This window comes from Virgibacillus sp. MSJ-26 (genome assembly GCF_018918075.1).
Taxonomy (GTDB): domain Bacteria; phylum Bacillota; class Bacilli; order Bacillales; family Amphibacillaceae; genus MSJ-26.
Genome location: NZ_JAHLPW010000001.1, coordinates 71,786 through 98,064 on the forward strand (window position 1 = coordinate 71,786; position 26,279 = coordinate 98,064).

Below are 26,279 nucleotides of genomic sequence, written 5' to 3' on the forward strand. Positions count from 1 at the left end.
TTCGGTCGTAGAAAGGGTGGTGAAATAGCTTGGCATCACTTAAAGAAATTGAAAATAGAATTAACTCAACCACGAATACGAAGCAAATTACAAAAGCAATGGAACTCGTATCTGCTTCTAAAATGAGTAAAGCAGAGGAAAATGCCCGTTCTTTTGTTCCTTATAGTGAAAAAATAAAAGAGGTCGTTTCTCATATTGCTGGTAGTAGTTCAGATGCCGAACATCCGATGCTTAAGAAACGTGACATTAAGAAGACTGGATATCTTGTCATTACATCTGATCGGGGCTTGGCGGGTGCTTTTAACAGTAACGTTTTAAGATCATTGAATAAAACAATTGAAGAAAACCACTCAAGCACCGATGAATACACCATCATTGCTATTGGACGTATGGGATATGATTTTTGCCGAAAAAGAGGCCTGCCCGTTACGAAAAGTATTATCGGACTTGCAGATCAACCGAGTTTTGCTGATATTAAGGAATTAGCTAATGAAACAGTTCAATTATATAGTGATGAAGAGATCGATGAATTAATCCTCTTTTATAACCACTATGTAAGTGCTATTTCGCAACAAGTGACACAATCGAAGTTACTACCGATTGATGACATTGGTGAAAATGCATCAACAATAGATAGCCAGTACGAATATGAGCCAAATGAAGAACAAATTCTAGAAGTGTTACTGCCACAATATGCTGAAAGCTTGATTTACGGTGCAATTTTAGACAGTAAAGCAAGTGAGCATGCTGCGCGTATGACGGCGATGAAGAGTGCTACAGATAATGCTGATGAGCTTATCGATGACTTGACATTGTCATTCAACCGGGCACGCCAAGCAGCTATCACACAAGAGATTACGGAAATTATCGGTGGAGTTGCTGCACTAGAATAGGTATACCGATATGAGAGTGAGTTAGGAGGGAAATCGATGAGCAAAGGACATGTTACACAGGTCATGGGACCGGTAGTTGACGTTAAATTTGACGATGAAAATCTACCAGAAATTTATAACGCCCTGACTGTCCAAATAAAAGCAGATGATAACCAAGACGAGGACAATCTTCTAACTTTAGAAGTAGCACTTCATCTTGGTGACAATACAGTACGTACCATTGCGATGTCTTCCACTGATGGAGTTCAGCGTGGTATGGAAGTGGAAAACTTAGGAAAGCCAATTTCAGTACCAGTAGGTGAAGTGACATTAGGACGTGTCTTTAACTTACTAGGAGACAATATTGACCTTGACGAACCATTGCCAGCAGATACAAGAAGGGATCCGATTCACCGAGACTCCCCTAAATTTGAAAATCTATCAACCGAGACTGAAATCTTGGAAACAGGAATTAAAGTTGTTGATTTACTAGCACCATATATTAAAGGTGGAAAAATCGGTTTATTTGGTGGTGCTGGAGTAGGTAAAACAGTACTTATACAAGAATTGATTAACAACATCGCTTTAGAACATGGTGGTATTTCGGTTTTTGCAGGTGTTGGAGAGCGTACCCGTGAAGGAAACGACTTGTACTACGAGATGAAAGACTCAGGCGTTATTGATAAAACGGCCATGGTGTTCGGTCAGATGAACGAACCACCAGGAGCACGTATGCGTGTTGCGCTAACTGGTCTAACAATGGCTGAATATTTCCGTGATGAAGAAGGACAAAACGTTCTACTCTTTATCGATAATATTTATCGTTTCACACAGGCAGGTTCTGAGGTGTCAGCCCTACTAGGCCGTATGCCTTCTGCGGTTGGTTATCAGCCGACACTAGCTACGGAAATGGGACAATTACAAGAACGTATTACGTCAACAGATAAAGGATCCGTAACGTCCATCCAGGCTATTTATGTACCTGCGGATGACTATACAGACCCTGCACCAGCAACGACGTTTGCTCACTTGGATGCAACAACAAACCTTGACCGTAAATTGTCAGAGCAAGGTATTTATCCAGCGGTGGATCCTCTAGCTTCAACGTCACGTGCACTTGACCCAGAAGTTGTTGGAGATGAGCATTATGAAGTTGCTACAGCAGTGCAACGTACATTACAGCATTATAGAGAGTTACAAGATATTATCGCTATTTTAGGAATGGATGAACTATCTGATGAAGATAAATTAACGGTAGCTCGTGCTCGCCGTATCCAATTCTTCCTTTCACAAAATTTCCACGTAGCTGAACAGTTTACTGGACAAAAAGGATCTTATGTATCAGTTAGCCAGACAGTTAAAGATTTCAAGGAAATTTTAGAAGGTAAATACGATCATATCCCTGAAGATGCTTTCCGCCTTGTTGGAACAATTGAAGATGTTCTAGAGAAAGCTAAAGATATGGAATAATATGACAGATATGAGGCACATGGCATGTTCATTAGGCATCGCCATGTGCTTAAAAGCTGGGAACTTAAATCAAACCGGCTTATCAGTCTGCCTAAGGAGGGGTTTCTTTGAAAACACTAACTGTGAGTGTTGTTACTCCTGATGGTCCTGTATTGGAAGATCAATTCAGTATGATTAGTTGTAAAGCTGAAAGTGGTGAATTAGGAATTTTACCTAACCACATTCCATTGGTTGCACCATTGTCAATCAGTGCAGTTCGATTAAAGCGTGAAAATGATGTTGAAAAACTTGCCATTACAGGTGGGTTCTTAGAAGTGCGTCCAGATAAAGTGACTATTCTCGCACAATCAGCAGAAAAACCGGAGGACATTGATGTCCAACGTGCTCGCGAAGCAAAAGAACGAGCTGAAAACAGACTTCAAGCAAAACAAGATCATATTGATTTCCATAGGGCTGAATTAGCACTCAAACGAGCAATGAATCGACTAGATGTCGTACAATAATAAAAATAGCAAAAGAAGGCTTCCTAATGTGGAAGTCTTTTTTTGTAGTTAAGGAAACTATAACATTAAAATCCTTATGGTTAAAAATCATATTAGAGTTGGTACTATCCAACTAGCGCCCAACCCGACTAAGGTTCTAAGCAGTAAGCTACGTAGCAAGACTGCTAGTACATTTAAGTGGATGCTTTATACTTTTGTCCCTAATTTTAAAATATTGAATAATATTTTTGGCTATTTCCCGGGAAATGTGAATGATTTTCATGATATTTATGATATCCTGTCGAGTAAGTTTTATTAATTGTCGGACAAAGAGTAAAAATGGTATTGAATTATTTGAAATGGTTTTATTATATATTTGCTTCATTATTGACATAATAATATCCGAATGGCAAAGTTACATATAGTTAGAGAAAAGGGTGGTTTAATTATGTTTTCAATAGGTCAATCAGCGATAACTGGATTACTTTCTCATATTATATTTATTATCATAACGTGGCAGGTTATGCAGGCAATTAACTTCGAACCTTTGATTAGAAAAAATCGAACAACTGAAGCACGGATTTTCCTATTATTACTCGCAATCGTCATTGGGACTGGGGTCAGTCGATTTTTCCTTGATATTTTACAATGGTCACGTGATTTACTGTTTTTATTTTAATTCTCTTTATGTAGTGAGTGACCTGAACTCTTTGTCATTTATGTATGATTCAGATGGACTTATTTTTGTCTTTTAGAGTACAGGCAGTCTTTAACTCTCTAAGCGCAATGAAACCTACGTGGCCCAGACCGCCACTACGGTTTTCTGCTTAAGCTTGTCGGGGTTAAACGGGCACTTGAGCTTTTGTTTTTTCTATTAATCTAGTATATTGGGTATTTTTTTGAGCCTCTTTGTTCATACTGGAAACAGTAGGACAAGGGGGCTGTTTTTGTGAGGAAATTATTATTATTAAATTTGATTGCGATCTTGTTATCGAGTCCACTAACAACTGTTGAAATTAGTACAAATGACGTTGAAGATATGATTGATATAGTCGTAAATAATGACTTAGAGATTGATGAGTGGGAAGTCACTATTAAAGAAAAGGTAAATATGAATAAAAAACAAGATATTATTGAGGAAATAAAAATAAATGATGAATATACTAGGAAAGAAAATGAAAATAGTGTATTATATACTTTTGAGGACAGTCACAATTACTCAGAAACTGTCGAAATTTATAATGTACTCGTACCTAAAAATAAAAGTGATGACATAGAAATTGTTGCCGTATTTAAAGGTTATACATGGAACGAAGAAACTAAGACAAACTATACTAAATGGCTTCGTGCTATGATGAATAATGTCTTCACAAAATCAGCTCGGAAATATACTTGTCTGACAACTGAGTTTAGTGGTATAATCAATGCTGATTATGTATTAAATTACATAAACGAAAAGCTTGATATCGAACATAAACAAACACAAATCGACAAAAATAAAAATTCGACGCTTGATAAAGTAATATACGGGTATACACCATTATGGAGCCAAGAAGTTAGCATAATGGATGAACCAACAAATGTGCAAATAGCCGTTATAACAAATGAAATGGGGTTGACCAAGTTTTCAATTGGCACACCCATCCTTATTAATGAATACTAATAATAGTGAAATTGGAACTGAAGGGGATTTTGACATATGGAAAAAATCATCGTAAAAGGCGGTAACAAGCTTCATGGTACCGTCAGAGTAGAAGGTGCTAAAAATGCAGTACTCCCAGTAATCGCAGCAAGCCTAATTGCCAGTGAAGGAAAAAGTGTAATTCACGATGTTCCTTTCTTAGCAGATGTGAGTACAATTAACGAAGTCTTACGTAATATGAACGCAGAAGTTCACTTTGCTAATAATAAAATTACAGTTGATGCTTCTAAGCAACTAAAAACTGAAGCTCCATTTGAATACGTTCGTAAAATGCGTGCATCTGTCCTTGTATTAGGGCCTTTATTAGCACGTTACGGTCACGCAAAAGTGGCAATGCCTGGTGGATGTGCCATTGGTTCAAGGCCTATTGACTTACACTTAAAAGGGTTTGAAGCCATGGGTGCTGAAGTCCATGTAGGTAATGGGTTTGTTGAAGTCACTGCTCCCAGCCGCCTAAAAGGTGCGAAAATATATCTTGATATGCCAAGCGTTGGTGCAACTGAAAATATCATTATGGCAGCTGCACTTGCTGAAGGAAGAACAGTTCTAGAAAATTGCGCAAAAGAGCCTGAAATCGTGGATTTAGCTAATTATTTAAATAAAATGGGCGCTAACATTGTCGGTGCTGGTACCGAGACAATTAAAATTGAAGGTGTGGAAAAATTAACAGGTGCTGAGCATACAGTTATTCCTGATCGCATTGAAGCAGGAACCTTCATGGTAGCCTCTGCTATTACAAATGGAAATATTCTAATTGAAAATGCTGTACCGGAACATTTACGACCAATTATCTCAAAACTTCAAGAGATGGGTGTCGTAATTAAAGAAGAAAAAGGTGGCATTCGCGTTATTGGACCAGAGAAACTACAATCAACAGATATTAAAACATTGTCACATCCTGGCTTTCCAACTGATATGCAATCACAAATGATGGCTTTAATGCTGTTTGCAGAAGGAACAAGTGTCATTACAGAAACTGTATTTGAAAATCGCTTTATGCACGTAGAAGAATTCCGCCGAATGAATGCACAAATGAAAATTGAAGGTCGTAGCGTTATTATTGAAGGACCATCCGATTTACAAGGTGCAGAAGTCGCAGCGACAGACTTAAGAGCTGCTGCAGCTTTAATTTTGGCTGGTTTAAAAGCTGAAAATTATACACGTGTAACTGAATTAAAGCACTTAGATCGAGGATACGTTGACTTTGCTGGGAAATTAGCTGCCTTAGGTGCAGACATTGAGCGAGTTGATGAACATGGTGATGTCGTTGAAGTTTTTGTACAAGTGGATGACGAAGAAACTAGTGAATTAACATCTAAGTTATCATAATTAATATTTGCAGGATTAAATCTTGAATAATAAACATTAAAAAGCAGGTGATCACTCGTCATCTGCTTTTTTGTGTTAATTATTTTGTAGAGACCTCAGCTCTAATCCCCTTATGATGTATAATTCTGAAAAAATTTGATTATGTATCGTTAGAAGTGCCCTCATGATGTGAAACTCTCGAAATCCTTGATCATGTATCGTGAGAAGTGCCTTCACGATGTGAAACTCTCGAAATCCTTGATTATGTATCGTTAGAAGTGCCCTCATGATGTGAAACTCTCGAAATCCTTGATTATGTATCGTTAGAAGTGCCCTCATGATGTGAAACTCTCGAAATCCTTGATCATGTATCGTGAGCAGTGTCTTCACGATGTGAAACTCTCGAAATCCTTGATTATGTATCGTTAGAAGTGCCCTCATGATGTGAAACTCTCGAAATCCTTGATTATGTATCGTTAGAAGTGCCCTCACGATGTGAAACTCTCGAAATCCTTGATCATGTATCGTTAGAAGTGCCCTCATGATGTGAAACTCTCGAAATCCTTGATTATGTATCGTTAGAAGTGCCCTCATGATGTGAAACTCTCGAAATCCTTGATTATGTATCGTTAGAAGTGCCCTCATGATGTGAAACTCTCGAAATCTTTGATTATGGATCGTTAGAAGTGCCCTCATGATGTGAAAATTTCGAAATCCCAAATCCTGTATCGTGAGTATCGTTCTCATGATGCCGCCACCTAAAATTCCAAACCACGCATTATTAGAATTCTTTTGCGAACTATGCTTCAAAAATAATATAGTATTATAATTTTGTATAAGTGTTCATCATTTTCTAAAAATTATCTTTCTATTTTATTCATTATATGGTAAAATTAATAGAAAATTACCAACAATTTATAAGTTATCCAGCACTATTAGCATCATTAAGTATTGATTTAGGAGGACGACAACATGAAACTATATCTCTCAGTAGATATGGAGGGGATTACGGGTCTGCCCGATTATACGTATGTAGACTCGACACAACATAATTATGAGCGTGCTAGACGAATCATGACTCAAGAAACAAATTATGTTATAGATGCAGCATTTAACACAGGGTGTGAACATGTTTTAGTAAACGATAGTCATTCAAAAATGAATAATTTATTAGTTGACGAAATACATAAAGAAGCTGAGTTAATTACAGGTGATGTTAAACCTTTATCAATGATGCAAGGGATAGATGGTAGTTTTGCTGGTGCTATGTTTATTGGTTATCATGGGCGAGCAGCAAATTTTGGCGTAATGTCCCATTCAATGATTCATGCAGTGAGACATTTTTATATAAATGATCAACCGCTTGGGGAATTAGGCATGAACGCTTATGTGGCTGGACATTTTGGAGTTCCAATCATCCTTGTATCTGGCGACGATCAAGCCTGCAAGGAAGCGGAGGAATTAATACCGGGTGTTTACACGGTTGCAGTAAAAGAATCCATATCTAGATCCGCAGTCAAAAGTTTAACGCCTCAAAAAGCAGGTGAGCGATTGCAAAAGAAAGTGAAAGAAGCTCTAACATCTGCAGATAAAATTGAACCCTTAACCCCACCTGATAATCCTGTACTAAACATTGAATTTAATAATTATGGACAAGCGGAGTGGGCTCATTTAATGCCAGGAACGGAAATCATACCAGGGACAACTAAAGTATCATTTCAAGCTAAAGATATATTGGAAGCATATCAAGCCATGCTTGTTATGACAGAGCTTGCAATGCATACGAAGTTCTCTTAGGTGACAACTATGAAGTTATTAACAGAGAAGATACAAAAAATAGCTGAACAGTATGGTGGATCTTGGGGGATTGTTTTAGAGGATTTAGACAGAGGTGATAAGTGGGAGTGGCAAGCTGATGAAATATTTTATGCGGCAAGTATCATTAAAGTACCAATTATGGTGGCAGCTTATGATGCACTAGAGAAAAAGGAAATATCCTTTAGTGACACCGTCAGATTAAACCGCGAAGAACTTGTTGGTGGATCAGGTGTTTTGCAACATTTGTCTCCCGGGATGACGTCATTGACCATTTATGATTTGGTCGTACTTATGATTGTCCAAAGCGATAATACAGCAACAAATATGCTGATTGATTTACTAGGAGTAGACAAAATCAAAAAAGTAATGACTGATCATGGTTGGACAAACAGTAAATGTTACAACAAACTCATGACAATTCCTGTAGAAAGAGAAGGTAGTAATATTATCAATGCCAATGAGATGTCGATGATGCTGAAACAAATGGTGACTGGAAAACTTGTGTCTGCTCACGCATGTGAAGAAATGATAACCATTATGAAAAAACAGCAAATTAGGGATTCCTTACCTGGTAAATTACCGTCACCTGAGGCTGATATCATTGGTGGACAGCCAACATGGGAATTAGCGAATAAAACAGGAAATATTACGAAAGTACGGCATGACATCGGTATTTTCTATGTTGAAAAAAGAACATTCATTGCGACAATTCTTTCAAGAGGTATTGATGATTACCAATCAATAATTGCCTTGCAGAATATGGGCTTAGAAATATTCAATTATTTAAAAAAATGGCAATGATGTTGTTAAGGTGTTTAGACAGGTGTTCCTGTACTCATATTGCTTATAGTTGCATCATAAAAATAAATAAAACATATTTGTAAGCGTTTTATAAGTGGAGGATGTGGGGGAAATACATAGAACTTTGAGTACACTTTAGTTTCTATCTATGGGGGGAAGACATGTTTAGATATATATTAAAACGTTTGCTGATTATGATTGTTACTTTGTGGATTATTGTTACATTAACGTTTGTATTAATGGTAAGTATTCCAGGTTCCCCGTTTAATAGTGAAAGTTCATCTAACGAAACGGTTCAGGCCAACCTGGAAAGACATTATAATCTTGATAAACCCTACCATATTCAATATTTATTATACATAAAATCGATTGTCACTTTTGACTTTGGTCCTTCAATCAAACAAAAGAACCAAAGTGTCAATGATTTATTATCAAGAGGATTTCCAATATCGTTTGAACTGGGAATGATTACGATTGTTGTTGCTCTGATCTCGGGTGTCATATTGGGGATACTAGCTGCCCTAAGACATAATGGCGTTATAGATTATATGGCGATGGGGTTTGCCGTACTCGGAATCTCAATTCCCAACTTTATTTTAGCGACACTGTTTATTCAACAATTAGCTGTCAACTTTGAACTTTTCCCTGTTGCAAGATGGTCAAGTGTTAAACATATGGTTTTACCTGTGCTCGCCCTAGCAACAGGTCCAATGGCAATTATTGCGAGACTGACGAGATCGACCATGCTTGAGGTGTTAACACAAGACTATATCAAAATGGCTAAGGCAAAAGGGTTATCGCCCTGGAAAGTCATTTTTAAACATGCCTTAAGGAATGCTCTTATGCCAGTAGTAACCATTATGGGGACACTGCTCGCCGGTATTTTAACAGGAACATTTGTTATCGAACAAATTTTTGCGATACCTGGTATGGGGAAGTACTTCGTTGAAAGTATCAACCAACGAGATTATCCGGTTATCATGGGGACGACCGTGTTTTATAGTGCATTTCTAATTTTGATGCTATTTCTTGTCGATATTGCTTACGGGATTCTTGATCCTCGAATAAATGTGCACAAGGGAGGGGATTAAAATGAGTCTCGCTGAAAAAGAGCCGCATCAGCCTTATACAGAAGTCCCTGATGAATGGTTCAAATGGAAAGAAAAAGATATTGAAGCTGCTGAGTCAGTTGCTAGACCGTCCCTCTCTTATTGGAAAGATGCATGGAGGCGGCTTGTAAAGAATAAAATGGCAATGTTAGGACTAATTTTTCTAGTTTTACTCTCTTTCATGGCTATATTCGGACCCATTCTTTCACCGTTTGAGGTGAACAAGCAAGATTTGCCCAGTCAGTATCAGCCGCCAAGTCTTGAACATTGGTTTGGGACAGATTCAGCTGGTCGAGATGTCTTTACAAGGACATGGTACGGGGCTCGCATATCATTATTTGTAGGCCTCATGGCGGCCCTTATCGATGTCACGGTCGGAATCATTTATGGTGGGATTGCCGGCTATAAAGGTGGGCGCACTGATAATATAATGATGCGTATTATTGAAATTCTATATGGTTTACCTTATTTACTCGTTGTTATTCTACTTCTAGTCGTGTTAGGCCCTAGTTTAATGACGATTATTATTGCCTTAACCGTAACAGGTTGGGTAGGAATGGCGCGAATTGTGCGGGGGCAAGTTTTACAGATTAAAAACTTCGAATTTGTCCTCGCATCTCAATCATTTGGGGCAAAAACGTCGCGAATAATTCGGAAAAACTTACTACCAAATACGATGGGTCCCATTATTGTACAAATGACGTTAACCGTGCCGAGTGCAATTTTTGCTGAAGCTTTCTTAAGTTTTATTGGGTTAGGCATTCAAGCTCCTTTTGCAAGTTGGGGTGTAATGGCTAATGATTCTTTAGGAGCTATTCTTTCGGGACATTGGTGGACACTCTTTTTCCCGGCTTTCTTTATTTCGTTTACCATGTTTGCGTTTAACGTTTTAGGTGACGGCTTGCAAGATGCGCTAGATCCGAAGTTAAGGAAGTAGGTGACATATATGGAAAATATTCTTGAAGTAAATGATTTGCATGTAACATTCTCAACTTATGGTGGGACTGTGAAGGCGGTCCGTGGTGTGAATTTTTATTTGAAAAAGGGTGAAACCTTAGCCATTGTTGGCGAATCAGGTTGTGGTAAAAGTGTGACCTCAAACGCAATTATGCGCTTGATACCTGATCCACCAGGTAAAATTACAGGTGGCAGAATTCTGTTTAAAGGAAAAGATCTGACGAAACTATCAGACAAAGACATGCGCTCCATTAGGGGTGTTGATATTTCAATGATTTTTCAAGATCCGATGACAGCATTAAATCCGACATTAACAATTGGCACGCAATTAATAGAAGGGGTGATGCAACATCAAAAACTTTCCAAAGAAACAGCTACTAAAAAAGCGTTAGAAATGATGAATCTTGTCGGTATTCCGTCTCCTGAAGAGAGACTTAAACAATATCCACACCAATTCAGTGGGGGAATGAGACAAAGAATCGTTATTGCGATTGCATTAATTTGTGAACCTGAATTATTAATTGCCGATGAGCCGACTACAGCTTTAGATGTAACAATTCAAGCGCAAATTCTGGAATTGTTTGAAAAGATACAGGAAGTTACAGGTGTTTCTATTATTTTAATTACGCATGATTTGGGGGTGGTTGCCAGTATAGCCGATCGAATTGCCGTCATGTATGCGGGCAAAATCATTGAAACAGGTACGAAACGAGATGTTTTTTATCGCTCAGAACACCCATATACAAAAGGCTTGCTTAATTCTGTTCCACGATTAGACCTCCAGGAAAAGGAATTAACGTCTATTGATGGAACACCGCCGGATTTATTTTCACCGCCGAGAGGTTGTCCGTTTGTTGCTAGATGCTCTTACGCAATGGAAGTATGTGATCATATTTATCCAGCCGCAACAGAGCTTTCAGCGTCACATGATGTGAATTGTTGGTTACAGGACGAACGTGCGAAAAAGCTCTTAGCAGTTTCTTCACCGGTAAACGGGGAGTAATCATGGAATCAACTCTTTAAAAAGGGGATATTTGCTAAGAAAAATAAAAGTTCAATAGGCCGGCCAACTGTATTATGGACAATGCTTATTTGGAGAAGTAGTACCATCAGTTTCATAACTGGATATTCATAAAATAAGGGGGATAAAAATGAATTTAAAAAGGTTTTTATTACTTTTACTTACTGGTTTAACAATTGTTGTTTTAGCTGCATGTACGGCAAATGAATCAGCTGGTGAAGAGCCCGAGGATGATGATGAAGCAGATACAGAAGAGACAGATGATACAGAAGCTGTAGAAGAAGAGGACGGAGAAAAAGTTCTTTATTTAAACAATGGCGTTGAGCCAACCTCACTCGATCCATCCATTGGTTTTGATGAAGTATCATGGGATCCATTGAACAACTTAATGGAAGGATTGACACGTCTATCAGTGGACCATACTGCTCAACCAGGTGTTGCTGAAGACTGGGAGATCTCAGACGACGGGTTGACTTATACATTCCAATTACGTGAAGATGCCAATTGGTCAAATGGTGATCCGGTTGTTGCTGAAGACTTTGTGTATGCTTGGAAATACATGCTTGATCCTGAAAATGCTTCAGAAGCAGCATTCCTCGCTTATTTTATTGAAGGCGGAGAAGATTATAATAGTGAAGAAGGATCAGCAGACGATGTAAATATTACCGCGGTTGATGATAAAACATTAGAGGTTGTTTTAGATGCACCGACAGGGTTTTTCCTTGATTTATTGACAAACCCGGCATTCTTCCCTGTGAATCATAAAGTAGCTGAAGAAGATCCAGATTGGCATGCGGAAGCAGATTCATTCGTCGCAAACGGTCCATTTGAATTAGAATCTTGGGATCATGATGATGAGATGGTCTTAGCCAAGAACAATGAATACTGGGATGCGGATGAAGTAAAACTTGATAAAGTGCACTTTGCAATGGTGAATGATGAAAATACGCAATATCAAATGTTTGAAAGTGGAGAACTTGACACTGCAAGCATTCCACCTGAATTGTCAGATGAGCTCATTGATGATGAACATACATTTATCGGTGATCAAGGTGGAGTTGAATTTTACCGTTTCAATATCACTGAAGAACCATTTCAGAATAAGAAAATAAGACAGGCGTTTTCATATGCGATTGACCGCGATGATATTGCTGAATATGTCGTTAAAAATGGAGTAGAACCTGCCTATGGCTTTATTTCACCCGGTTTCACTAGCCCTGAAGGCAATGACTTCCGTGAAGAAAATGGCGACCTCGTTGCATTTGATCCAGACAAGGCGAAGGAATTATTAGAAGAGGGTATGGAAGAAGAAGGGTATGATGAGTTACCTGAGATCGTTCTATCCTACAATACAAGTGACTCCAATAAAGCAGTTGCTGAAACTTTGCAAAATATGTTCAGTGAGCATTTGGATGTGGAAGCAACACTTGAAAACCAAGAATGGAACGTTTTCGCTGAAGCGCAGCAAGATTTAGAACTTCAATTTTCTAGAAGTTCATTTATCAATGACTACAACGACCCGGTTAACTTTTTAGAGAGCTTCATTACAGACTCCTACATGAACCGTACAGGGTTTACTGATGAAGAATACGATGAGTTAATTGCTAATGGTAAAGCTGAAACAGATGAGGAAAAGCGTTGGGACTATTTGTATGAAGCGGAAGAATACCTTGCTGAAGAGATGATTGCAACACCGATTCGATTCTACAACACGGTCGTTCTTGAATCAGAAGACATCTCGGGTATTTTACGTCATCCAGTAGGATATTTCGACTTGAAGTATGCTGATAAAAACTAATTGAACTAAATGTAAAGACTGGGCTGGCTCATTCTAGGTCTCTGAATGAGCCACTCGTCTTTTTCTCCTTACCATTATGAAAATAAGTCAGCGACTAATTGATTTCCATTTTCGTTTTAAAAGTGTTGTTTATGAAAGAAGGTGCTTTAGTGCTTTTACCAAATCGTTTGCAAAAAGGTGATACTGTAGGCGTGATTGCTCCTGCAGGCCCACCCAATCAAAAGAATCTTCATCAAGCCCTTACATTTTTAGAAGAATTAGGACTTAATGTAAAGCTTGGTCGATACGTTGACTCTAAATATGGTTATCTAGCCGGGACTGATGATGAGCGGCTCCATGATTTTCATGAAATGATTGAAAACCCCAAAATTCAAGGCATCTTTTTTGCTAGGGGTGGATACGGCACAGGACGAATCGCAGCCAACATAGATTACGAATTGATAAAGCAATATCCTAAAATTATCTGGGGATATAGTGATATTACATATTTACATACTGCTATGAGGCAAGCGACAGGTCTTGTTACATTTCATGGACCAATGGTTGCAACCGACATGGTAAATAAACAGTTTGATGAAAAAACGAGAATAATGTTCAATCAGCTTTTCACACCAACTGAACTGCACTATACAGAAGCTTATTCGCCACTCTCTACTCTTGTTGAAGGACGCTCTAGAGGACAGATTGTTGGTGGGAATCTATCATTAATTGTAAGTACACTTGGCACGCCTTTTGAAATTGATATGAAAGATAAATTATTACTAATAGAAGACATCGGTGAAATGCCATACCGTGTGGATTCAATGCTCAATCAACTTGTGCTTGCTGGAAAGTTACAGCAGGTGACAGGAATCATTATTGGTGATTTCGCAAACGCTGAAACAGGTGATAAACCATCCTTATCATTAGAAGAAGTGTTTAGGCACTATTTTGGTAATCTAGGGTGCCCAGTCATGAGTGGGTTTAAAATTGGCCACTGTTTTCCACACTTCGCCATTCCCTTAGGTGTCGAAGGTACATTGGACACGAAAAGTAAAACTTTGATTGTGGATCCAGGGGTGCAATGATAAGATCACTGAAAAAGTGTTTCAACGTTATGGCATAATCTTCAGCAGGCTTTTTGGATTTTACAGAAACACTCCTTGGAATACGGTTCAGGAGCAAATACGGGGAGGGAAAAGCCGGTACCCTACCTGGAATATGGTTCAGGAGCAAATCCAGGGAGAATAAAACAGATGTACTAGCCAGAATGTGGTACCGGAGCAATTCGGAGGATTTTTTCAGTGATCTCTACTTTGACATGTTGGAGATCGAAAAAGTCTTATTTAACCTGAATCAAGCATCAAAGTGAAAGGAGAAGCCAACGAATGACAAATAAAATTTTGCAGGTAAATAAATTAAAAAAGCATTTTGATATGCGAAGAGGCCAAGTTGTCAAAGCGGTGGATGGGGTATCATTTGACGTCAATAAAGGAGAAACATTCGGACTTGTTGGAGAATCAGGGTGCGGGAAGTCAACCATTGGTCGGACTATCATGGGACTTTATGAAAATACTGCTGGAGATGTGACTTTCGATGGCAAAAAAATTCACGAATTAAATGTAAAAGAAAAAAATGCCTTTTACCGTAGAATGCAGATGATTTTCCAAGACCCCTACGCCTCTTTAAACCCACGTTCGACTGTCAAAGAAATTATTGCAGAACCAATGGAGGTTCATGGCTTATATAAAAGTGATAAAGAGCGCCTTGAGAGAGTATATGAATTACTGGAAGAAGTTGGTCTTAACCGTGACCATGCGAATCGATACCCACATGAGTTCAGCGGTGGGCAGAGGCAGCGAATCGGTATTGCGCGAGCATTGGCTTTAGATCCTGATTTTATTATTGCTGACGAACCGATTTCGGCTCTCGATGTATCTGTACAAGCGCAAGTTGTTAATTTGCTAAAAAGATTGCAAGAAGAAAAAGGATTAACATTTTTATTTATCGCTCACGACCTTTCAATGGTCAAACAAATATCTGACCGTATCGGAGTGATGTATTTAGGTAATTTGGTTGAGCTGACCAGTAGTGACAAGCTCTATGAAAATCCGTTGCACCCATATACAAAAGCTCTATTATCAGCTATACCAATCCCCGATCCAGATATTGAAGAAAAAAGGGAGCGTATTATTTTAGAAGGTGAGCTTCCAAGTCCAATTAACCCACCCAGTGGCTGTGCTTTTAGAACGCGTTGTCCGTTAGCGATGGATGTTTGCGCAGAGAAAAAACCAGCTTGGCAAGAAGTGTCTGACAATCATTATGTGGCATGCCATCTATATGATGAAACCGTTGAAGATCCGGATAAAGCGGCACCTAAACTGACCATTTCAAGCCAGTAATTAGTTGCAGTTGAGTAGAATTCATGACTTGACTGCTTTTTTGTGTTTAAAAAAGCAGTAAATTTCCGTTGTAGGTTGTTTAGCTAGGTACCATGTCATTTATTCTCCATAATCGCTCGTGAGCATTAATATATAATTTCAAAATGAGGTTCTATTGTTTTCTCAAAATGTATAAGTTTAATAGTAGGGTACTAGAGAAGAATTTTAAAGTATTAAAAATTCAGGCCAAAATAAGGAGGGTGTCTGTGAAAAAAGGAAAATTCAACAAATATGTATCAACACATAAACGTAAACAAAGTAAATCATCCAATATGGCGCAACGAAAAAAAGAAGTCCTTAGGAAAATTAAAAGTAATCAATCGAACTTATCAAATAAACCACCAAGACAAAAGTTCCCAAAGTTAAAACCGGATAGAAAACCAGCAAACCTAAACTTTAAGAAGAGCACTTCACCTTGGAAATTAAAAGGCGTTCTTTTTTTCGCAAGCATGTTATTAGTCATCCTGCTTATCCCAACTTTAATCGTAGTACCTTCAGCAACAGGCAGTGAACTTGACTCAACATCTAAAGACACAGAAAATACTCAAAAGGAGAGTGCAAAAGCGAGTGAATCAAATTCTTCATTGTCAGTCGCTGTCATGCGCTCAGAAGCAAAAGAAGTGGAGGACGTCCCTCTTGAAAGTTACGTTGAAGGTGTGGTTGCAGCTGAAATGCCAGTTAGTGATTTCGAAATGGAAGCTTTAAAGGCTCAGGCTCTCGCTGCACGAACTTATATAGTTGATCATTTGCTCCACAAATCAGATTCAGAAGAGAGCGATGGTGATGTGTCAGATACGGAACAGCATCAGGTTTATAAAAATGAAACAGAGTTAAAAAAGATGTGGGGAAATGATTATGATGACAACATAGAAAAATTACGAGAAGCTGTAATGGCGACTGAAGGAGAAATTTTAACATATGACGACACACCAATTTTACCTGCGTTTTTCTCAACCAGTAACGGCTTCACGGAAAACTCTGAAGACTATTGGGAAAATGAAGTACCCTATCTTCGCAGTGTAGAAAGTCCATGGGATGAAGATAGCTCTAAGTTTCTTGATCAAAAAACGATGTCCATCCAAGAGGTCGAGCAATTATTAGGAATTGATTTACCCAAAAACACGGCGGTTCCCATCGAAACAACACGGACAGAGGGAAAAAGAGTAGCAGAACTCACCCTTGGTGAACATTCTCTCTCAGGTCGGGATGTCAGGGAAAAATTAGAGTTACGTTCAAGCGACTTTACAATTAAACAAAAAGGAAATCACTTTATCTTTACAACAAAAGGCTTTGGCCATGGTATCGGTATGAGTCAATTCGGCGCAGACGGCATGGCGAAAGATGGGAAAGACTATCAAGATATTGTTAAATATTATTATCAAGATGTGGAAATCAGTACCGTCACAGAAACAGCACCTACATTAGTGAGTAAGTGAAATGTGGTTAAATGACGTGTCAGCTTTTCGTATTTCTTAATAATTGAACAAAAAGGAGTCTCTCGATTAGACTTCCGACATACTAGCAACATTAAACGTGATAATCTCTCTCGCAACTTCCAAGAGTCAAGATAAGCTCTTACTTTTCCCAATTATAATAAAATAATCCATAAATATGAAAAAAGTAATGAAATAAAGGTATAGTTTTCTTCTTTCCTGTTCAGAATGGTTCATGAGGTGATGAACAAATGAAAGAAGAAAACAAAGCTTCAAATAAGTGGAGCAGAATATTTCGTAAGAAGTGGTTTTTCCCAGCTTTATATCTTGGTTTCGCTGCTATATTATTATCAGTGGTTGTCTGGTATCAAAACGTAGGTAACCAGGTACCAGAGGCGGAAGATAATCAAGGGATGCCAGGTGATGTTGCATCAGATCTTTATGATGATGAGGATGCCGAGTCAGTGATGGATCAACAGGAAGTCATTAAAATGCCTGTTAAAGAAGAAGAGCAAGCAGAAATCGTAACTAAATTTTATGATTACAACGCAGATGAGGAAGATCAAGAGAATGCTCTGATTCTATATAACAATCGCTATCATCAAAGCACAGGGATTGACCTCGCTAGTGAGGACGGAGAATCGTTTGAAGTGACCGCTTCATTAAGTGGAACTGTAAAAGAAGTAAAAGAAGATCCGCTTCTAGGCAATGTGGTAGTTTTAGATCATGACAATGACGTTACGACGTATTATGCTAGTTTAGATGACGTACAAGTTAAAGCTGGCTCTGATTTAAAACAAGGAGACTTATTAGGTGTCGCTGGGAAGAATATTTTCGGACAAGACAACGGTACACATGTTCATTTTGAGCTGAGAAAAGATGGAAAAGAAGTAAATCCAGAAGATTACTTTAATCAACCAGTAAGTAAACTTGACAATGTTCAAGAAGACGAAGAAGCTGATGAGACGAGCACAGAGTACAGTCCAAATGATCGAACAAATGAACTCGATGGCATGGAAGAGGATTCACTAACACCAGAAGAAGATGAAGACCAAGATGAAGACGAGTTGGAAGATGACGACTCTGACGAAGAGGATTCCGAAGAAGATGAGGAAGAGGATGAAATGAATCCCTCAGATGATGAATCAGATGGTTCATAATTGTTATTAAGCTATTAAAAAATCCTAGTATCTTATGGTACTAGGATTTTTTTGTTTCAATGTCTATCTGATTATTTGTTAGAATTAAAGGAATTATGCGAATTTTGTCGAACGATTAGGGCTTGTGTAAAACTTTAGTTGTGTTATGATATTATTAGACTCAAGGAACTTACAAATATTAGATTTAGTGTAAAAAAATTCAAAATAAATTGAATAGACGAAAAGTTTTGTGAACTATTTATATTTTAAAAGACTCCAAGAACACCACATAGACTTAATTCTCTCATTTAATATCTGGATAACAACTTTATTTTTAAAGGAGAAACGATTTATGTCAAACTTGGACATTAAACTACAATCAGAGTATTTTGCTTCGATAGATAATAATATTTTATCACTTGGACAAGCTCTGTTGTTGCTAACTCGCGAGCATAATGAGCGGGTGGCAAGAGAAGTTATTCGCAAGTACTGCATGAAAACGACCGTTGAAGAAACGCAAAGAATAGGGATGGAATTTTTATATATTAATGGGTATACGGCTGATCTACAAAACTTGATTATAAAGAATAAAAGCTCATTAAATCAATTAAACCAGAAATGGGCGGACGCCTATCAAGTATTAATAGACCGCCGATATAGAAGACATCAACCTCATATTTACCTTCGTCGGCTTAACAACATTAAAACCGATGACCCGCAACTAAAGTGTCTGATTGAACTTTCCAAAGTCGCACTGTATTACGATCAAAACCAGTTTGGGAAGATTGGTAACTTCTTGGATATCCAACATAACTTATTTAATCAAATTAAAGATGATTTCTTGTTCTCAAGCTTTAGATTAAAACTCTATCAGCATTTATTCGTCTATTACTGGGTCAGAAATGAATTGATTATGGCAAGAAAATATGCATTCAGAGCATTGAATAAAACGAATAGTGCTCTGACGAAGGCTTCATTGAATATTAACTTAGGCTTGACATATACGTTCGATACTTTACAACAAGGGATGTATCATTTGAACGAAGCTAAAAAAATAACAAAAGAACTTGGGTTGAATAAAACTTATGAATCCATCAATCAACGTAACATACCATTTCTTGCTGCTACTTTTAAGCAAGTGGAAGGTGTGACGAGCAATGATAAAAGTGAGCAAGCTCACATAGAAATTGCCAAGGGAAATCATGATAAAGCAATTGCTATACTTGAAGATGTCCCGATTGATTCACCATTTAAGCTGTATTATTTAGGCTTAGCAAAGCAAGACGAAGCTATTTTGCAACAATCATATACCGATTTTATTGAAAAACGAAGCGATTATTTCTTTAGCCGTTTACCGTTTAATGCATTAAAAAATTTAAAAAATATTAAGTCATCTTATTAGAATTAACCATCAGGACATCCATTAAGATGAACGAGGGCAATGGGAGAAATAATTAGGAGGGAAAGCATTGAAAAAAGCTAAAATGTTTTTATGTATGACACTATTAGCCGCTGTTGTTGTATTTTCAGGCTTTACACCGGGGGATTCTACAATACTGAGTGATCCTGAACTCGGTCAAAATGATTAATTAGTTATTAGTTTGCGTCATCAATAAACAAATGTACAGAATCACTTTCTACAATGTTTTCAAAGAGATAGCATTCAAGTGCAGTTCTAAGTTAACCTATTAGTTACAACCAATTGCCCTCGTTTATTATAAATCCTCTATGTCAAAAAGACATGGGGGTTTTTTGTTAATTAAATAATCACAAGTTCACTCAGAAGAGGCGCCAGATTATGAAGGTTTTCTATATGATGTGATCCTGTTCAATGCGGTATTAAACTTATCTATGCACCTTCATTCCACTCAATGTGCTGTTTGAATATCCTCCCAAAATTAAATTCTACTTGTCCTTTTTCATTAAACATTCAGTTTTAATCATAATACCAGTTCTTGAGTAATAAAATGTTACAAACCAGCAATCAGTAAGGTCTGAGGTAAGAGCTTGTGTGGCTCTTAGTATCACTATTTGATGCACCTATAAAAAACATACAAACGACCTTTGGCAATGGAAAGTATTGTCCTGAAACATTTAGCGTAGTTCCTAAGAGAGTAGATGAAGAATGTCTTATTAACGTTTGTCCTACTGAAACCAAGTTGCAGGCCACGATGATTTAACATTCAATGATATGCCTTTTATTAAAAATTAATACAAGTATGAAGCATGGTTTGGCATAGTTGAATCGAATACAAGCACCTTGTCTCAACCCACACCTCTGAAAATTCCAATATAGGGAGGCGACCGGTGTGCACGATTACATCAAAGAAAGAACGATCAGGATAGGTAAACATGTCGTGGAGACGAGGAAAACTGTCCGAATGATAGCAAAAGAATTCGGTGTTTCCAAAAGCACTGTCCACAAAGACTTAACCGAAAGATTACCTCAAATCAACCCGGAGTTAGCGAAAGAAGTTAAAGAGGTGCTGGAATATCATAAATCAATCCGCCATCTCCGCGGGGGAGAAGCAACAAGAAAAAAGTATGAGACCGAGACTCAATCATTTAACGATTCAGACTCCAAAGCAGAACCAATCGGTTAAGAGAAATCAAACCCTATTTATAATATGTTATTTAAAGGGGGTGATTTAAAGAAGATACTAAAAAGACAAACATAGGCGGGGTGGTTATGTAGAAAAACGAATGATGAACACATAAGAAAAGAGCGTAGCTTACATTTTATGCTACGCTCTTTTCGCTGTTAATTATACGATTTTTTTAGAATTTAAGTTCTATATTAAAAAATGCCCTTGATGAATAGCTATTTTTTGATAGGGGAAAATACGCAAGATGACCGTAATATCAATATTTGAAAAAAATGTAGACTTTTTGTATATTTTGTACTTTAATGTTGAGATTTATGGTAAAATAAACTATTAGTAGCATTGTGTTTTCAGACAGGTGCGAGATAGTATTTATGCTAGGAGGATTTTGAGTAATGTTTTCGAGAGATATCGGGATTGATCTTGGAACTGCCAACGTATTGATTCACCTTAAAGGTAAGGGAATTGTTTTAAATGAACCTGCTGTTGTGGCCATGGATAGAACAACAGGTAAAGTCCTAGAAGTCGGTGAGGAAGCTCGTCGCATGGTGGGACGTACACCAGGAAATATTGAAGCGATCCGCCCGTTAAAAGAAGGCGTGATTGCTGATTTTGACGTGACAGAAGCAATGTTAAGACATTTTATAAATAAAATAAACGTTAAGGGATTTTTGTCGAAACCTAGAATGTTAATCTGCTGCCCGACAAATATTACGAAAGTTGAACAAAAGGCAATTAAAGAAGCAGCTGAAAAATCAGGTGGCAAAAAAGTATATCTTGAAGAAGAACCGAAAGTAGCTGCGATAGGTGCAGGGATGGAAATTTTCCAGCCAAGTGGTAACATGGTTCTAGATATTGGTGGCGGAACGACAGATGTCGCGGTGCTTTCAATGGGTAATATTGTGACAGCTGAATCCATCAAAATGGGTGGAGATAAATTTGATGGTGAAATTTTACAGTACATAAAAAAGAAATATAAGTTGCTCATTGGAGAGCGTACTGCGGAAGACATAAAAGTAAATGTTGCGACGGTATTCCCTGATTTGCGTCACGAAGAATTAGAAATTCGTGGTCGTGATATGGTGAGCGGATTACCTCGAACGATAACTGTTTATTCTGATGAGATTCAAGAGGCTTTAAGCGAGTCTGTTGAGCTTATTGTACAAGCAGCGAAAACTGTGCTTGAGCGCACACCACCAGAATTATCAGCTGATATTATTGATCGTGGCGTCATTCTTACAGGTGGGGGAGCTCTTATCCATGGTATTGATGAACTTCTAGCTGAACAACTAAAAGTTCCTGTATTTATTGCTGAAGAACCAATGAACTGTGTTGCTAAGGGAACTGGCATGATGCTTAGCAATATAGATAAAATAGAACGTAAAAAAATCGTTTAAGTACAAATTCCGTAATGAAGTCTGGTTTTAAAAGGAGGTTGTTCGTATGTTACGTGGGTTTTATACGGCAGCAAGCGGCATGGTTGCTCAGCAACGTCAACAAGAAGCTTTATCAAATAATATTGCTAATGCCAATACACCAGGTTATAAAGCTGATCAATCAACAATGCGTTCGTTTCCGGAAATGCTGATCCAGCAAATGGGTTCAAAACAAGTACCGACAAGTAGCGGGGTTAATATGCCAACTCGTCATCCTGTCGGTCCGTTGAATACTGGAGTTTACGTTCAGGAAATGATACCTAATTTTGGTCAAGGTGATTTAAGGGAAACAGGCACATCGACTGATTTGGCCTTAATCAATGGTCAGTTTCCTGATGAAACAGGTAGTGTATTTTTCACTGTTCAAAATAGTGATGGTGACGTGCGTTTTACGCGCAATGGCCATTTTGCGATTGATGGTGAGGGCCATCTTGTGACAAGTGAAGGTTATTATGTTTTAGACCAAAATGAAAATCCTATTCAAACGAATGGTGAGGAGTTTACAGTTTCTTCAGATGGTATGATCCAATTGGATAATCAAGACATACCCTTAGGTATTGCTTATGTTGCCAATACGAATGAACTTGCCAAAGAAGATACTGGCCTTTTAAATGGGGAAGCGGACGGTATGCCGGCAAATACTACATATCAGGTACAGCAGCGTGCGCTTGAACAATCAAATGTTGATGCTATGCAAATGATGACACAAATGAACGAATCTTACCGAATGTTTGAGACGAACCAAAAGGTTTTAAAGGCTTACGATGAAAGTATGGGGAAAGCCGTCAGTGAAATTGGTAGGATAACTTAACTAGCATTCGACCAACCTCATAATGGTAGATTGTTATATACAGATTTTTCCTTAAAAAATGGTTTTGTTTAGGAGGGTGAAGATGTCCCGAGCTATGATTCAGGCTGCTGTGACAATGAACCAGTTGCAACAAAAGTTGGACGTGATTGGTAATAATATGGCGAATAGTCAAACGACTGGGTATAAAAGTCGTCAAGCTGAGTTTTCGTCTTTGTTGAGTCAGCAAATTAATAATATGTCTCGTGATGGTGGGGCTAATCGACTTACTCCGGATGGTGTTCGTGTTGGTTCGGGTGCTCGTTTAGGTCAGGTGAAAAATAATTTGGAAATGGGCTCGATTAAGGAAACGGATCGGGCGTTAGATGTTGCTTTAAATCAGAAAAACCATTTGTTTCAAATTGAGGTAACTGAAAATGGTGTGACTGATCGTCTTTATACGCGTGATGGTTCGTTTTATTTACAACCCCTTGATAACAGTGATAATGTGATGCTTGTGACCAGTGAGGGGCATCCTGTCATTGGTGATAATGGGGCGATTGTGCTTCAGGATGATTTTGATGATATTATGATTCAGTCAGATGGTTCAATCCAGGTGACAAGGGGAGGCCAAACGGGTACGGAAGGTAGGCTTTCTGTTGTTGAAGCAGTTTATCCAGAGTTGCTTGAGGCAGCGGGGGAGAATGCTTTTCGTTTGACTAATCTTGCTGAGTTAGGGTATACACTGGGTAATGTTATTAATGATGTAGATGGGCTTAACATAGTTAAAAGTGGTGCACTTGAGCATTCAAATGTGGATTTATCTAAAGAAATGACGGATATGCTGGCGACACAGCGTTCTTATCAATTTAATGCGAGAACCATTTCAATGGGTGACCAGATGTTGGGCTTAATTAATCAGCTAAGGTAAGCAAGCTTGTTAATAATATTTCCTAAATGTTTGAATATATATTAGTAGTTAGATTTATAGGGAGTTAGGAGAACCGAGCCATGTCAACTAAACAATTGGAAAAACCCGTCAAAAAAAAGTCAGAGAAAGATGCGGAAAAGCAAAAAAGGTCTTTACCAAAAGATAAGAAAAATAAAGAAGAAGCTGAAACGAGAAAGCAACAGAAGAAAAAGCAAAAACAAGAGAAGAAAAAGAATAAAAAGCCTCGTCGCCGTGTTTTTCCTATTTGGTTAAGGATTATCGTCGTACTTTTATTGGCTGTAGGTGCTTTGACGCTTGGTTTGATGATTGGTTATGGAGTTCTTGGTGATGGGAAGGCACTCGACGCCTTAAAAACAGAAACATGGCAACATGTCATTGATATTGTAACGAAAGAAAAGTAGTTTGATAGATTAGGCTTGTGGTGGATAGTAGCAAGCCTATTTTTTGTTGTTTAGCGTACTTTAACATTAAAGCTCCTATGGTTGTGGCTAACTTTATACTGAAGTTAGCCATGTTTTTTTATTGATCGCGCAAATGATGGACAACTTTTCGTGAAAAGTCGAAAATGTGTCCTTCATCGCGCGTCGTTCTGTATAAAAGGCGTACCGAACCGAAAGTTATTTGCAAGTGGCGATAAGTTGTTGCTAGATCCTTTACCTTGGTATAACATAAAATATATTAGGTAGATGATATATGAACTAAGCGTAGATTAAAGGAGAGTAAATGATGGATACACAAGAGATTAAAGATATTATTCCACATCGGTACCCATTTCTTTTGGTAGATAAGGTATTGGAAGTGGAAGAGGAGAAGCGTGTTGTTGGGTTGAAAAATGTGACGGCGAATGAGCCATTTTTTCAAGGTCATTTTCCAGACTATCCTGTGATGCCGGGCGTTCTTATTGTTGAAGCTTTAGCTCAGGTGGGAGCAATTGCGGTTCTGGGCATGGAGAAAAATAAAGGTAAGATTGGATTTCTCGCTGGAATAGATAAATGTCGATTTAAGCGGCAAGTGAAACCTGGTGACCAGTTGAAATTAGAAGTTGAAATTACGCGGATTAAAGGGCCAATTGGAAAAGGAAAAGGTGTCGCCACAGTTGATGGTGAAGTGGCGTGTGAAGCTGAGATTATGTTTGCAATTCAGTAACTTCGTGTATGAGAAGCTTTCTTAAGTGAAAAAGACTTAAGAAAGCTTTTTTCATTTTTAATTCTTGTTCGCATACACATATATAGGTACGGACTTTTAACTATCAGGCTGGTGACGTTGGATATGTGCCCTTTGCCGAGGGTCATTATATTGAAAATATTGGCGATGAGACCGTCTGGTTTTTGGAGATTTTTAAAAGTGACCGTTATAATGATGTATCGCTTGAGCAATGGATGGCTTTGACACCGAAAGAGCTGGTTGGTAGTAATTTAAATATGAATCCAGATATTCTTCAAACGTTGCATAAAAAGGAAACACCAGTGGTAAGCAATAAGGAATGAATCGGTAAACTTTTAAAAAGAAACTTAGATTAAAGAGGCCCCCTCATATTTGGGTTGTTTTTTTTGTTAAATTTAATGTAAGGTCTTAGAGATACTGGACTGGAAGTGCATTTTTTAATTGTAAAAAAGAATAAGAATAATAGTATGTCTCTGGAAAAGTCGGGGAAGCTAACACATGCATAAGAAAAATAAGGAGGGTAAATACCATGAAGAAAAAGTTCCTGTATAAAGTAGGGGCATCGTTGTTAGCATTATCCCTGGTGACTGCTTGCGGTACGACGAACGACAACAATGATAATAATGCACCTGAGGCACCATTGAATCAAGATGAAGATCAGAATAACAATAATGATCTTAACAATGATAATAATCAAGACGATGACAATGATCTGAATGAGGATCTAAACGATGATTTAAATGAAAATGATCGTGACAATAATGATGATCTCAATGATGATGACCGTAACAATAATGGCGATGACATGAACGGTAATAATAAAAACGATGAGGACAGAAGATAAATCCTCCTCTACATCCTAAGTTGAAAATATCCTTTCATGGAGAACTGGATATTTTCAACTTTTTTGTTTTGGCTAATCAGGCGCTTTCGCTTTTGATCGTCTAGCTTAAGCACCCAGCCCTTCGAGGTCTTAAGCATTAAACCTACGTGGCAAAAAGCGCCAC

24 protein-coding genes and 1 pseudogene are annotated in these 26,279 nt (G+C 38.0%); all 25 read left to right on the forward strand.

The features are described from left to right. Positions 1–29: 29 nt before the first annotated feature. The 25 genes and pseudogenes from atpG to KQI49_RS00445 all read left to right on the forward strand — a co-directional run bounded on the left by atpG (position 30) and on the right by KQI49_RS00445 (position 26,116). The gene (gene atpG, locus KQI49_RS00325; protein WP_216485689.1) at positions 30–893 is read left to right on the forward strand and encodes an ATP synthase F1 subunit gamma; all 864 of its coding nucleotides are present in this window, start codon (positions 30–32) and stop codon (positions 891–893) included. 36 nt (positions 894–929) lie between these two features. After that, positions 930–2,342, forward strand: a complete 1,413-nt coding sequence (gene atpD, locus KQI49_RS00330) for a F0F1 ATP synthase subunit beta (RefSeq protein WP_216485691.1) — start codon at positions 930–932, stop codon at positions 2,340–2,342. A gap of 107 nt (positions 2,343–2,449) precedes the next feature. Further along, positions 2,450–2,845 (forward strand): F0F1 ATP synthase subunit epsilon, encoded by a 396-nt coding sequence (locus KQI49_RS00335; RefSeq protein WP_216485693.1) that lies wholly within the window; start codon positions 2,450–2,452, stop codon positions 2,843–2,845. Between the two features lie 427 nt (positions 2,846–3,272). Further along, entirely contained in the window at positions 3,273–3,503 is a 231-nt protein-coding gene (locus KQI49_RS00340; RefSeq protein WP_216485695.1) for a DUF1146 family protein, read from the forward strand. Between the two features lie 270 nt (positions 3,504–3,773). After that, positions 3,774–4,487 carry a YwmB family TATA-box binding protein gene (locus KQI49_RS00345; RefSeq protein WP_216485698.1) on the forward strand — a complete coding sequence of 238 codons (714 nt, stop codon included), beginning with the start codon at positions 3,774–3,776 and terminating at the stop codon, positions 4,485–4,487. Between the two features lie 36 nt (positions 4,488–4,523). After that, positions 4,524–5,855 carry a UDP-N-acetylglucosamine 1-carboxyvinyltransferase gene (gene murA / locus KQI49_RS00350; protein ID WP_216485700.1) on the forward strand — a complete coding sequence of 444 codons (1,332 nt, stop codon included), beginning with the start codon at positions 4,524–4,526 and terminating at the stop codon, positions 5,853–5,855. A 951-nt stretch (positions 5,856–6,806) separates the two neighbouring features. After that, the gene (locus tag KQI49_RS00355; RefSeq protein WP_216485702.1) at positions 6,807–7,631 is read left to right on the forward strand and encodes a M55 family metallopeptidase; all 825 of its coding nucleotides are present in this window, start codon (positions 6,807–6,809) and stop codon (positions 7,629–7,631) included. A gap of 9 nt (positions 7,632–7,640) precedes the next feature. Further along, on the forward strand, positions 7,641–8,453 hold the full coding sequence (locus tag KQI49_RS00360; protein WP_216485703.1) for a serine hydrolase: 813 nt from the start codon (positions 7,641–7,643) through the stop codon (positions 8,451–8,453). Positions 8,454–8,614: 161 nt separating this feature from the next. After that, the gene (locus tag KQI49_RS00365) at positions 8,615–9,544 is read left to right on the forward strand and encodes an ABC transporter permease (protein ID WP_216485704.1); all 930 of its coding nucleotides are present in this window, start codon (positions 8,615–8,617) and stop codon (positions 9,542–9,544) included. Position 9,545: 1 nt separating this feature from the next. Further along, entirely contained in the window at positions 9,546–10,499 is a 954-nt protein-coding gene (locus KQI49_RS00370) for an ABC transporter permease (protein ID WP_216485705.1), read from the forward strand. A 9-nt stretch (positions 10,500–10,508) separates the two neighbouring features. Further along, a complete protein-coding gene (locus tag KQI49_RS00375; RefSeq protein ID WP_216485706.1) occupies positions 10,509–11,522 on the forward strand; it encodes an ABC transporter ATP-binding protein in 1,014 nt (337 codons plus the stop codon). Positions 11,523–11,670: 148 nt separating this feature from the next. Continuing rightward, the gene (locus tag KQI49_RS00380) at positions 11,671–13,338 is read left to right on the forward strand and encodes a peptide ABC transporter substrate-binding protein (RefSeq protein WP_216485707.1); all 1,668 of its coding nucleotides are present in this window, start codon (positions 11,671–11,673) and stop codon (positions 13,336–13,338) included. Between the two features lie 149 nt (positions 13,339–13,487). Next, positions 13,488–14,405 carry a S66 peptidase family protein gene (locus KQI49_RS00385; protein ID WP_216485709.1) on the forward strand — a complete coding sequence of 306 codons (918 nt, stop codon included), beginning with the start codon at positions 13,488–13,490 and terminating at the stop codon, positions 14,403–14,405. Between the two features lie 300 nt (positions 14,406–14,705). Continuing rightward, positions 14,706–15,719, forward strand: a complete 1,014-nt coding sequence (locus tag KQI49_RS00390) for an ABC transporter ATP-binding protein (protein ID WP_216485711.1) — start codon at positions 14,706–14,708, stop codon at positions 15,717–15,719. 245 nt (positions 15,720–15,964) lie between these two features. Beyond that, entirely contained in the window at positions 15,965–17,194 is a 1,230-nt protein-coding gene (spoIID, locus tag KQI49_RS00395; RefSeq protein ID WP_371817484.1) for a stage II sporulation protein D, read from the forward strand. Between the two features lie 248 nt (positions 17,195–17,442). Next, the gene (spoIIQ, locus tag KQI49_RS00400; RefSeq protein ID WP_216485713.1) at positions 17,443–18,351 is read left to right on the forward strand and encodes a stage II sporulation protein SpoIIQ; all 909 of its coding nucleotides are present in this window, start codon (positions 17,443–17,445) and stop codon (positions 18,349–18,351) included. A gap of 331 nt (positions 18,352–18,682) precedes the next feature. Then, positions 18,683–19,732 carry an AimR family lysis-lysogeny pheromone receptor gene (locus tag KQI49_RS00405; RefSeq protein WP_216485715.1) on the forward strand — a complete coding sequence of 350 codons (1,050 nt, stop codon included), beginning with the start codon at positions 18,683–18,685 and terminating at the stop codon, positions 19,730–19,732. A 907-nt stretch (positions 19,733–20,639) separates the two neighbouring features. Then, positions 20,640–20,933 (forward strand): sporulation transcriptional regulator SpoIIID, encoded by a 294-nt coding sequence (gene spoIIID / locus KQI49_RS00410; protein ID WP_216485718.1) that lies wholly within the window; start codon positions 20,640–20,642, stop codon positions 20,931–20,933. Positions 20,934–21,328: 395 nt separating this feature from the next. After that, a complete protein-coding gene (gene mreB, locus KQI49_RS00415) occupies positions 21,329–22,330 on the forward strand; it encodes a rod shape-determining protein (RefSeq protein ID WP_216485720.1) in 1,002 nt (333 codons plus the stop codon). 46 nt (positions 22,331–22,376) lie between these two features. Further along, complete coding sequence (locus KQI49_RS00420; RefSeq protein WP_216485722.1) at positions 22,377–23,180, forward strand: flagellar hook-basal body protein; 804 nt, start codon at positions 22,377–22,379, stop codon at positions 23,178–23,180. Positions 23,181–23,262: 82 nt separating this feature from the next. Then, positions 23,263–24,087 carry a flagellar hook-basal body protein gene (locus KQI49_RS00425; protein WP_216485724.1) on the forward strand — a complete coding sequence of 275 codons (825 nt, stop codon included), beginning with the start codon at positions 23,263–23,265 and terminating at the stop codon, positions 24,085–24,087. 80 nt (positions 24,088–24,167) lie between these two features. Further along, on the forward strand, positions 24,168–24,509 hold the full coding sequence (locus KQI49_RS00430) for a DNA-directed RNA polymerase subunit beta (RefSeq protein WP_216485725.1): 342 nt from the start codon (positions 24,168–24,170) through the stop codon (positions 24,507–24,509). 322 nt (positions 24,510–24,831) lie between these two features. Beyond that, positions 24,832–25,254, forward strand: a complete 423-nt coding sequence (fabZ, locus tag KQI49_RS00435; RefSeq protein WP_216485727.1) for a 3-hydroxyacyl-ACP dehydratase FabZ — start codon at positions 24,832–24,834, stop codon at positions 25,252–25,254. An 89-nt stretch (positions 25,255–25,343) separates the two neighbouring features. Further along, positions 25,344–25,595 (forward strand): annotated as a pseudogene (locus KQI49_RS00440) (cupin domain-containing protein); the annotation flags it as partial. 206 nt (positions 25,596–25,801) lie between these two features. Further along, complete coding sequence (locus tag KQI49_RS00445; protein ID WP_216485731.1) at positions 25,802–26,116, forward strand: hypothetical protein; 315 nt, start codon at positions 25,802–25,804, stop codon at positions 26,114–26,116. Positions 26,117–26,279: the final 163 nt, after the last annotated feature.

Excerpts from the sequence above, each read along its gene's own strand:
- atpD (WP_216485691.1), top strand. The coding sequence starts at position 930 with ATGAGCAAAGGACATGTTACACAGGTCATGGGACCGGTAGTTGACGTT.
- KQI49_RS00340 (WP_216485695.1), top strand. The coding sequence starts at position 3,273 with ATGTTTTCAATAGGTCAATCAGCGATAACTGGATTACTTTCTCATATT.
- murA (WP_216485700.1), top strand. The coding sequence starts at position 4,524 with ATGGAAAAAATCATCGTAAAAGGCGGTAACAAGCTTCATGGTACCGTC.
- KQI49_RS00355 (WP_216485702.1), top strand. The coding sequence starts at position 6,807 with ATGAAACTATATCTCTCAGTAGATATGGAGGGGATTACGGGTCTGCCC.
- KQI49_RS00360 (WP_216485703.1), top strand. The coding sequence starts at position 7,641 with ATGAAGTTATTAACAGAGAAGATACAAAAAATAGCTGAACAGTATGGT.
- KQI49_RS00365 (WP_216485704.1), top strand. The coding sequence starts at position 8,615 with ATGTTTAGATATATATTAAAACGTTTGCTGATTATGATTGTTACTTTG.
- KQI49_RS00370 (WP_216485705.1), top strand. The coding sequence starts at position 9,546 with ATGAGTCTCGCTGAAAAAGAGCCGCATCAGCCTTATACAGAAGTCCCT.
- KQI49_RS00375 (WP_216485706.1), top strand. The coding sequence starts at position 10,509 with ATGGAAAATATTCTTGAAGTAAATGATTTGCATGTAACATTCTCAACT.
- KQI49_RS00380 (WP_216485707.1), top strand. The coding sequence starts at position 11,671 with ATGAATTTAAAAAGGTTTTTATTACTTTTACTTACTGGTTTAACAATT.
- KQI49_RS00390 (WP_216485711.1), top strand. The coding sequence starts at position 14,706 with ATGACAAATAAAATTTTGCAGGTAAATAAATTAAAAAAGCATTTTGAT.
- spoIIQ (WP_216485713.1), top strand. The coding sequence starts at position 17,443 with ATGAAAGAAGAAAACAAAGCTTCAAATAAGTGGAGCAGAATATTTCGT.
- KQI49_RS00405 (WP_216485715.1), top strand. The coding sequence starts at position 18,683 with ATGTCAAACTTGGACATTAAACTACAATCAGAGTATTTTGCTTCGATA.
- mreB (WP_216485720.1), top strand. The coding sequence starts at position 21,329 with ATGTTTTCGAGAGATATCGGGATTGATCTTGGAACTGCCAACGTATTG.
- KQI49_RS00420 (WP_216485722.1), top strand. The coding sequence starts at position 22,377 with ATGTTACGTGGGTTTTATACGGCAGCAAGCGGCATGGTTGCTCAGCAA.
- KQI49_RS00425 (WP_216485724.1), top strand. The coding sequence starts at position 23,263 with ATGTCCCGAGCTATGATTCAGGCTGCTGTGACAATGAACCAGTTGCAA.
- KQI49_RS00430 (WP_216485725.1), top strand. The coding sequence starts at position 24,168 with ATGTCAACTAAACAATTGGAAAAACCCGTCAAAAAAAAGTCAGAGAAA.
- fabZ (WP_216485727.1), top strand. The coding sequence starts at position 24,832 with ATGATGGATACACAAGAGATTAAAGATATTATTCCACATCGGTACCCA.
- KQI49_RS00445 (WP_216485731.1), top strand. The coding sequence starts at position 25,802 with ATGAAGAAAAAGTTCCTGTATAAAGTAGGGGCATCGTTGTTAGCATTA.